A 9,205-nucleotide genomic window follows, 5' to 3' on the forward strand; every position below is an offset into this window, starting at 1 on the left:
GCCGTGTCGGTCACCGCGGAGCGTCGGCCTGTTCCAGCGGGCCGTCCAGTTCCTCGTAGACGGCACCCTCTACGGCGATCAGACGCTGGGTGCGCTCCAGCAGTTCGTCCACCAGGTCCTCGGTGACGGGTCCGCCGGTGACGAGAGCCGTGACGGCGTAGTTGTCGAAGCCCGCGTCCAACAGCTCCCGCCACTCCCGCGGGGTGGCCTGGACGTGGGTCACCCGCCGCCGGCCGACGAACTCGACCAACTGCCCGGGACCGCCCGCCCGTTGCTCCACCCCGGCGAGAACCACCCGCGCGCCCGTCGCCAGGGCCAGGTGCAGCTGCTCGGCGGGGTCGGCGGCGTCCACCAGCCAGGCCGCCCGCCGGCCGGTGCCGAGCAGGGCACGTCCTGCCTCGACCCGCTCCGACAGCTCCCGGTGACTGACCACCGCCGGCTCACCCGTCCGGTACGACACCCAGGCGGGCCCCTCGGGCCGCAGGGGCCGGTCTTCCGGCGCACTCGCGGGACGAGCCGCTACGGCGTCCCGCTCGGCGTCCAGGAACACGCGCGTGCCGGTGAAGTCCCGGGTCCGGTCGGCGTGGGCGGAGTCGGTGACCAGGAAGGCGGCGCCCGCCCGCACGGCCGGTCCGGTGATCCGCCCGTCCGGCAGTGCCGGGTCCAGCGGCAGGTAGGCCGCGCCGGCCTTCCAGATGCCGTAGAGCACCGGGACCAGGTCGGCGCCCGCGTCGAGCAGGACCGCCACCGGGGCCTGTGGTCCGACGCCCGCGGCGATCAGGTGGTGGGCGATCCGGTGGGACCGCTCGGCCAGCTCACCGTAGGTCAGCCGGGATTCGCCGCCGAGCACGGCGATCGCGTCCGGGTCGGCGGCGGCCGGGTCCGCGACGAGCACGTCGGCCGGCCCCCGACCGGGCTCCGGGGCGAGCCTCGCCCCCGGCAGATAGCCGGCGGCGGCATCCCCGTCCGGGTCGGCGGCCATGGACTCCAGCACCATGCGGTACATCCGGCCGAGCAGATCGAGGTGTTCCGGGCTGAGCACCGCCGTGGAGGTGCTCAGGTGGAAGGTGCCCTTGTTCGGGATGACGTTGAGCGTGAACTCGTTGACACCGTCGTTCAGGCCCTCGGCCACGTCCACGGTGTCGGTGTCGACATGGTGGAAGTCGAGGTACTCGAACAGGATGTGCAGCAGGTCGCGGTTGTTGCCCGCGGCGCGCTGGATGGCGGGCAACGGGTAACGCCGGTGCGCCCAGATCTCGGTCTCCTGCCGGTAGACCTGCTCCACCAGCTCACGCCACGTCCGCGCACTCTTCACAGCGGGGAAGGGCAGGGTGTTGAGGTGCATGCCCAGCACCCGGTCGGCACCCGGTGCTTCGAGACGGCCGTGGTAGACCACACCGGTGTGGAAGGCCTCCTCCGCCGTCAGCATGCCCAGCACCTTCAGATGCGCCGCCAACAGCACACTCTTCATCGACGTCCGCGCCTCCGCCGCCAGCCGTCCGAGCCCCTCCTCCAGATCCGTGAACGGCACCTTCGCGCCATGGCTCTTCGGTGTGCCGTCCGCCGCCCAGGAGCCCGGGATCGCGACGGGCGCGTGCTCCGCCACGACCGCCTCCCAGAAGGCCTGGTCGTCCGGGCTCTCCAGTGAGGCCTGCTCGGCCGCGATGAAGTCGGCGTACCGGACGGCGGGCGCCTCGTAGGGCGCCGGTTGCGTGCCGTCCCGCAGGCTGCGGTAGCACTCCACCACCTCCATCATCAGGGCGTTGTAGCTCCAGCCCTCGGAAATGGCGTGGTTGTAGGTGAAGTTGAGCCGCCAGGCCGCGTCGGACTCGACCAGCGCCGAGATCCGCATCAGCGGAGCCTCGGTCAGATCGAACACGACCTGCTGCTCGCCCTTGAGGTAGTCGCGCTTGCGGGCCGGCAGGTCCGCCTCGTCGCAACCCCGCAGGTCGGCCAGCCGTACCGGGTAGGGGGCGGTGGCGTGCACCAGCTGCAGCGGGCGGCTGAAGCCCTCCAGGTGCATGGAGGTGCGCAGGATGTCGTGCCGGGCCGTCACGATGTCCACGGCCCGCTGCAGCGCCTCCAGGGAGAACGGCCGCTCGTCACGGATCTTGAAGGAGTTGACGTTGTGGTAAAGGCTGCGGCCGTGCGGCGACACGGTGGCCAGCATCTCGACGAGCATGCCGGTCTGCACCTGCGAGAGCGGATACGCGTCCACCACACCGGCCGGGAGCAGCGCCCGGTCCTCCGCACCGATCAGCGCGAACGGCTCCACCGCCCGTACCAGCGAGGTGCCGCCCTGGCCGGTCACCCGGCCGGCCAGCTCCGCAACCGTCTTCCACTCGAACACGTCCGGGATCGACACGTCATACCCGGCCGCACGCAGCGCGCCCACCAGCCGTACGGCCCGCATGGAGTCGCCGCCCAGGTCGAAGAAGCTGTCCTCGACACCGACCTCGGACAGTTCCAGGACCTCGGCCCAGATCGCGGCCAGCCGCTCCTCCACCGGCGTACGCGGCGCCACGTGCGCGGCCCCCGCGAACGCGGTCCGGTCGGGTGCGGGCAACGCACTGAAGTTGATCTTCCCACTGGGGTTCAGCGGGAGCGCGTCCAGCACCACGAAGGCCGAGGGGATCATGTAGTCGGCCAGCGTGGCCGCCAGGTGTCGCCGCAGCACGGCGGGTTCGACACCCGGGCCGTGCCCGACGACGTACGCGAAGAGCGACTTCTCGCCCTCCTCGTTGGCCCTGACCACCACGACGACGTCCCGGAGTTCCCGGTGCGCGCGCAGTGCCGACTCGATCTCGCCGAGTTCGACCCGGTAGCCGCGGATCTTGATCTGGTCGTCGGCCCGGCCGAGGAACTCGATGCCGCCGTCCAGCAGTCGTCGGCCGAGGTCGCCGGTGCGGTAGAGGCGCGCGCCCGCCGGACCGAACGGATCCGGGACGAACCGCTCCGCCGTGAGGGCCGGGCGGCCCAGATAGCCGCGGGTGACGCCCGGCCCGCCGACGTACAGCTCGCCGGGAACGCCCACGGGCACCAACTGCCCCGCCGCGTCGAGGAGATGGACGCTCAGGTCGTCGAGACTGCGGCCGAGGACACTGGCCTGCGGACGGTCGAAGTCCTCCGCGCGCAGCACATGGGCCGTGCAGTGCACGGTGATCTCGGTGGGACCGTACTCGTTCACCAGCATCGTCCGCTCCAGGCCCACCCGGTCCACCCAGGGGAGCAGTTCGGACACATCCAGCCGCTCCCCGCCGAACACGACCGCGCGCAGCGACAGCCGGTCGATCCGCGGGTCGCCCGCACCGGCCAGCGCGGCCAGACCGCGGAACGCCGACGGGATCTGGCACAACACGGTGACCTGCTCGGCGACCAGCAGGTCGAGCAGATCATCCGGTGAGCGGCCCACCAACGGCGGGACCATGACCAGCCGGCCGCCGTGCAGCAGGGCGCTCCACATCTCCTGGACGCAGAAGTCGAAAGCGTAGGAGTGCGACTGGGTGCACACGTCGGCGGCGGTGAAGCTCATCCGCTCCCGCATGGCGGCGAACATCCGCAGGATGTTGCCGTGCGGCACGGCGACGCCCTTGGGCATTCCGGTCGAGCCGGAGGTGTAGATCACGCATGCCAGGTGCTGCGGGAGGGTCGCCGTCACGGGGTCGTGCGTGGGCTGCGCCCCGAGCGACGCACCGTCGTCGTCGCCGTCCAGCACGACCGTCGGGCCGTCGAATCCGCCCGCCAGCCGCGCGGCGTGCGCGCCTCGGCCGACCAGGACGGCCGCCTGCGCGTCGGCCAGCATGTAGGTCAGCCGCTCGATCGGGTTCGCCGGGTCCAGCGGCAGATACGCCGCACCGGACTTCAGTACGCCGATCAGGGCGGGGACCAGGTCCACGTCCCGGTCGACGGTGACACCGACGACGGTGTCGGGACCCACCCCGAGCCCGATCAGCCGGTGCGCGATCCGGTTGGCCCGCTCGTTGAGCTGCCGGTACGTCAGCTGCGTGCCCTCACTGCTGAGGGCGACCGCGTCCGGCGAACGGACGGCCTGCGCGGTGAAGGCCTCGTGGACGGTGCCCCGCACCGGGTGGGCGGTCCGGGCGGCGCCGGCCGCCAACAGCTCCCGCCTTTCGGCGGGCGGCAGTTGGACGGCGGTCGCGTCGCCGCACGGATCCCCGGCCATCGACTCCAGCACCAGCCGGTACATCTCGGCGAGGCGCTCCAGGTCACCCCTGCCGAGCACGTCGGCCGTGGTGTTCAGCGCGATGTGGCCGTTGCCCGCCACGGCGCTGAGCGGGAACTCGGTGCCGCCGTCGCCCAGGTTCGCCCGGACATCGACGCTGTCGGTGTCGACCTGGTGGAAGTTCTGGTGGTCGAAGATCACCGAGATCAGCCGGCCGCTGCCGCCCGTCGCCCGCTGGATGGCGGGCAGCGGGTAGCGGCGGTGCGCCCAGATCTCCGTCTCCCGGGCATAGACCTGCTCCACCAGTTCACGCCAGCTCCGCGCCCCCTTCACCACCGGGAACGGCAGCGTGTTGAGGTGCATGCCGAGCACCCGGTCGGAGCCGGGGGCCTCGAGGCGGCCGTGGTGGACGACACCCGTGTGGAAGGCCTCCTCGGTGGTGAGCATGCCCAGCACCTTCAGATGCGCGGCCAGCAGGACGCTCTTGAGCGAGGTCCGCGCCTCGGTGGCGAGCCTGCGCAGGCCTTCCTCCAGATCGGCGAACGGCACCCGCCGGCCGTGCCGCTCACCGGCACCGGCACTCTCGTCGGCCCAGGCGGCCGGCAGCGTCAGCGGGCTGTGGTTCTCCACCACCGTCTGCCAGAAGACCTGGTCACCGGTGTCGGCGAGCGCCGTCAGCTCGCCCGCCACATAGTCGGCGTACCGGACCGCGGGCGCCTCGTAGGGCGCCGGATGCGTGCCGTCCCGCAGGCTGCGGTAGCACTCCAACAGCTCCATCAGCAGCGAGTTGAGCGTCCAGCCGTCCGTGATGGCGTGCAGGTGACTCGCCGTGAGGCGCCAGGCGTCGTCGGCCTCGACGTGTACCGCGATCCGCAGCAGCGGCGCGGCCGTCAGGTCGAACCCGGCGGCACGCTCCCGCGCGACGTAGGCCTTCGCCTCCTGGTCCTGCTCCGGTGCGGACAGGCCCCGCAGGTCGTGCACCGCGAGCGGGATCCCGGCGGCGGCGTGCACCAGCTGGCTCGGCTGCGAGTAGCCGGTCAGATGGACCGAGGTGCGCAGGATGTCGTGCCGCGCCACCACCGTGTCGAGCGCCTGCCGCAACGCCTGCTCGGAGAACGGCGAAGTGTCGGGAATCCGGAACGAGTTGATGCTGTGGTAGACGTCGTCCGCCTCGGCCGTCAGCAGCTCGATCAGCATGCCGGTCTGCACCTGCGACAGCGGATAGGCGTCGACCACGTCGTCGGGCAGCAGCGCCCGGTCCTCCGCGCCGATCAGCGCGAACGGCTCCACCGTCTCGATCAGGGACTCTCCCCCGCCCTCCTGACCCGCGAGGCGGGCCGCGAGCGCGGCGACGGTGCGCAGCCTGAAGACGTCCGCGATCGCCACGTCGTATCCGGCGGCACGCAGCGCGCCCACCAGTCCGACCACCCGGATCGAGTCGCCGCCGAGGTCGAAGAAGCTGTGCTCGACACCCACCCGCTCCAGCCCCAGCACCTGCGACCACACCGCCGCGAGCCGCTCCTCCACGGGCGTGCGCGGCGCCACGTACCCGGCGGACAGGTGGGTCGCCAGGTCCGGCTCGGGCAGCGCGCGTACGTCGACCTTGCCGTTGGCGGTCAGCGGAATGCCGTCGACCACGGTGTACGAGGCCGGGAGCATGTACTCCGGCAGCACCTGGGCCAGTTGGCCGCGCAGTCGGTCGGCGCGGACCTCCTGTCCGTCGGCCGGCACGACGTAGGCCACCAGCCGCTGATCGCCCGGGGCGGCCTCGTGCACGACGACCGCCGCACCGCTCACCGACGGGTGCTCACGCAACCGGGTCTCGATCTCGCCGAGTTCGACGCGGAAGCCGCGCACCTTGACCTGGCTGTCGATCCGGCCGAGGAACTCGATGCTTCCGTCCACGAGACGTCGACCGAGGTCACCGGTGCGGTAGAGGCGCGAGCCGGCCGGACCGAAGGGGTTCGGCACGAACTTCTCGGCCGTGAGACCGGGCCGTCCGAGGTAGCCGCGGGCCAGCGCCGGACCACCGACGCACAGCTCCCCCGGCACACCGACCGGCACCAACTCGCCGTCCGGGTTCAGCAGATGGATGCTCAGGTCCGCCAGCGGGCGGCCGATGACACTGCGCCCCACCCCGCCCAGGTCCGCCGCGTCGAGCCGGTGGAAGGCGCACTGCACCGTCGTCTCGGTCGGACCGTACAGGTTCACCAGCATCGGGTCGTCGAGCCCGCGCGTGGCCACCCAGGCCGCGAACTCCGCGGGTTCGATGCGCTCTCCGCCGAAGCCTGCCAGCCGCAGGGCCAGCCGGCCGATCCGCGGATCGCCCTCGGCTGCCAGCGCCGCGACACCCCGGAACGCCGACGGCGTCTGGAACAGCGTCGTCACCCGCTCCCGCACCATCAGGTCCAGCAGGTCGTGCGACGACCTGCCGACCTCGGACGGTACGACGACCAGCCGTCCGCCGTGCAGCAGCGCACCCCACATCTCCCACACCGACACGTCGAAGGCATACGAATGCAGGAGCATCCACACGTCGTCGGACGAGAACCCGAACGACTCCCCCATCGCGGGATACAGCCGTACGACGTTGGCGTGGGTGAGGCCGACACCCTTGGGCAGGCCGGTCGAACCCGAGGTGTAGATGACGTAGATCAGGTTCTCCGGGCGCGCCGTGGTCTGCGGCGCGGTCGCCGGACGGGCGTCGATCGCCTCCGCGTCCCGGTCCAGGACGACACGGCCGCCCGTGAACTCCAGCTCCGGCAACGCCGAATGCGTCACGAGGAGTTCGGCCCGCGCGTCGGCCAGCATGTAGGCCAGACGCTCGGCCGGGTTGACCGGGTCGAGCGGCAGATACGCCGCACCCGACTTCAGCACACCGAGCAGGACGGGAACGAGATCGGGGCCACGCTCCAGGCAGACCCCCACGATGCTCTCCGGACCCGCCCCGGCCGCGACCAGATGGTGCGCGATGCGATTGGCCCGCTCGTCGAGTTGGCGGTACGTCAGCTGCGTGCCGTCGCTGGTGAGGGCGACCGAGTCCGGCGTACGGGCCGCCTGCTCCGCGAACAGCTCATGGACACACCGGTCCACGGGCGACTCGACCACCGTGCTCCGCTCACCCAGCAGCAGCCCACGGTCGGCCTCCGACAGGAACACGCCCCGCGCGTCCCCGTCCGCGTCCGCGGCCATCGCCTCCAGGACCGACCGGTACATCCCGGCGAGCCGGACCAGGCTCTCCCGGCTGAGGAACCCGATCGAGGTACCGAGCGTGATCCGCCCGCCGCTCGCGATCGCCGACAGGGCGAACTCGTTGGCGCCGTCGCCCATCGTCGCCCCGACGTCGACGCTGTCGACATCCACCTGATGGAAGTCGTGGCATTCGAAGACGATCGGGAGCAGATCGCGGCTGCTGCCGCCGGCCGCGCGGTGGATGGCGGGGAGGGGATAGCGCCGGTGCGCCCAGATCTCGGTCTCCTGCCGGTAGACCTGCTCCACGAGCTCACGCCAGGTCCGCGCACTCTTCACGGCGGGGAAGGGCAGGGTGTTGAGGTGCATGCCCAGCACCCGGTCGGCACCCGGCGCCTCGAGACGGCCGTGGTAGACCACACCGGTGTGGAAGGCCTCCTCCGCCGTCAGCATGCCCAGCACCTTGAGGTGTGCGGCCAGCAGGACGCTCTTGAGCGAGGTGCGGGCCTGAACAGCCAGCCCGCGCAAGGCCTCCTCCAGGTCCGCGAACGGCACCCGGTGGCTGATGAGTTCGTCGGATCCGTCCGCTCCCGCCCAGGCCTCGGGGAGCGTGAGCGGCGTGTTCGTGGCGATGACGTCCTGCCAGTAGGCCTGGTCGGCGGGGTCGGCGAGTGACGCCTGCTCGGCGGCGACGAAGTCCGCGTACCGCACAGCCGGCACCTCGTAGGCCGCCGGTTCCCCGCCGTCGCGCAGAGTGCGGTAGCGGGTCAGGATCTCCATCAGCAGCGAGTTGACCGTCCAGCCGTCCGTGGTGGCATGGATGTGGCTGAAGGTCAGCCGCCATGCGTCGTCGGACTCCAGGTGCACGGCGATCCGTAGCAGCGGACCGACGGCCAGGTCGAACCCGACGGCGTGCTCGTCCTCGACGTACGCGATGGACCGCTCGGTCTGCCGCTCGGCGGTGAGACCGCGCAGGTCGTGCACGTCGAGCGGGATGCCGACCGTGCCGTGCACCAGTTGGAGCGGCTGGGAGTAGCCGTCCAGGTGCATGGTGGTGCGCAGGATGTCGTGCCGGGCGACGACGGTGTCGACGGCCGCCCGCATCGCCTCTTCGCTGAACGGCTCCGCGTCCGGGATCCGGAAGGAGTTGATGTTCTGGTACACCCGCTCGTCACCCGAGGCGAGCATCTCCACCAGCATGCCCGTCTGCACCTGCGACAGCGGGTACGCGTCCACCACACCCTCCGGCAGGGCGTCGCGGTCCCGCTCGCCGATCAGCGCGAACGGCTCCACCGCCTCGATCAGGGACTCGCCGCTCGCACTGCCCTCGCTGTCCACCAGCGCGCTCAAAGCGGCGACCGTCTTCAGCCCGAACACGTCCGGGATCGACACGTCGTACCCGGCCGCGCGGAGAGCGCCCACGAGGCGCACCGCACGGATCGAGTCACCGCCGAGGTCGAAGAAGCTGTCCTCGACCCCCACCCGTTCCAGTCCGAGGACATCGGTCCACACCGCGGCCAGCCGCTCCTCCACCGGGGTGCGCGGCGCCACGTATCCGGTGGACGTGTGGGCCGCCAGGTCGGGGGCGGGCAGAGCACGGTGGTCCACCTTGCCGTTGGAGGTCAGCGGAATCGCGTCGATCGTCACGAACGCCACCGGCACCATGTACTCCGGGAGTACCTCCATGAGGTGGGCACGGATCACGGCAGCGTCCGGGCAGACGCCGTCGCCGTCCGGTACGGCGTAGGCGACGAGGGATTTCTCCCCTGTGCCGACGGTGCGGACGGTGACGACCGCGTCGTTGAGGTGGGGGTGTTCGCGCAGGCGGGCTTC

Annotated in this window: 1 protein-coding gene; it reads right to left on the reverse strand. The window is 71.6% G+C overall.

The annotated features are described in order from the left end of the window. Positions 1-10: 10 nt before the first annotated feature. On the reverse strand, positions 11-9,196 hold the full coding sequence (locus ACFWBB_RS26970; RefSeq protein WP_385277471.1) for an amino acid adenylation domain-containing protein: 9,186 nt from the start codon (positions 9,194-9,196) through the stop codon (positions 11-13). Positions 9,197-9,205 lie beyond the last annotated feature (9 nt).

The sequence above is a fragment of the Streptomyces sp. NPDC060000 genome (genome assembly GCF_042737375.1).
Classification (GTDB): domain Bacteria; phylum Actinomycetota; class Actinomycetes; order Streptomycetales; family Streptomycetaceae; genus Streptomyces.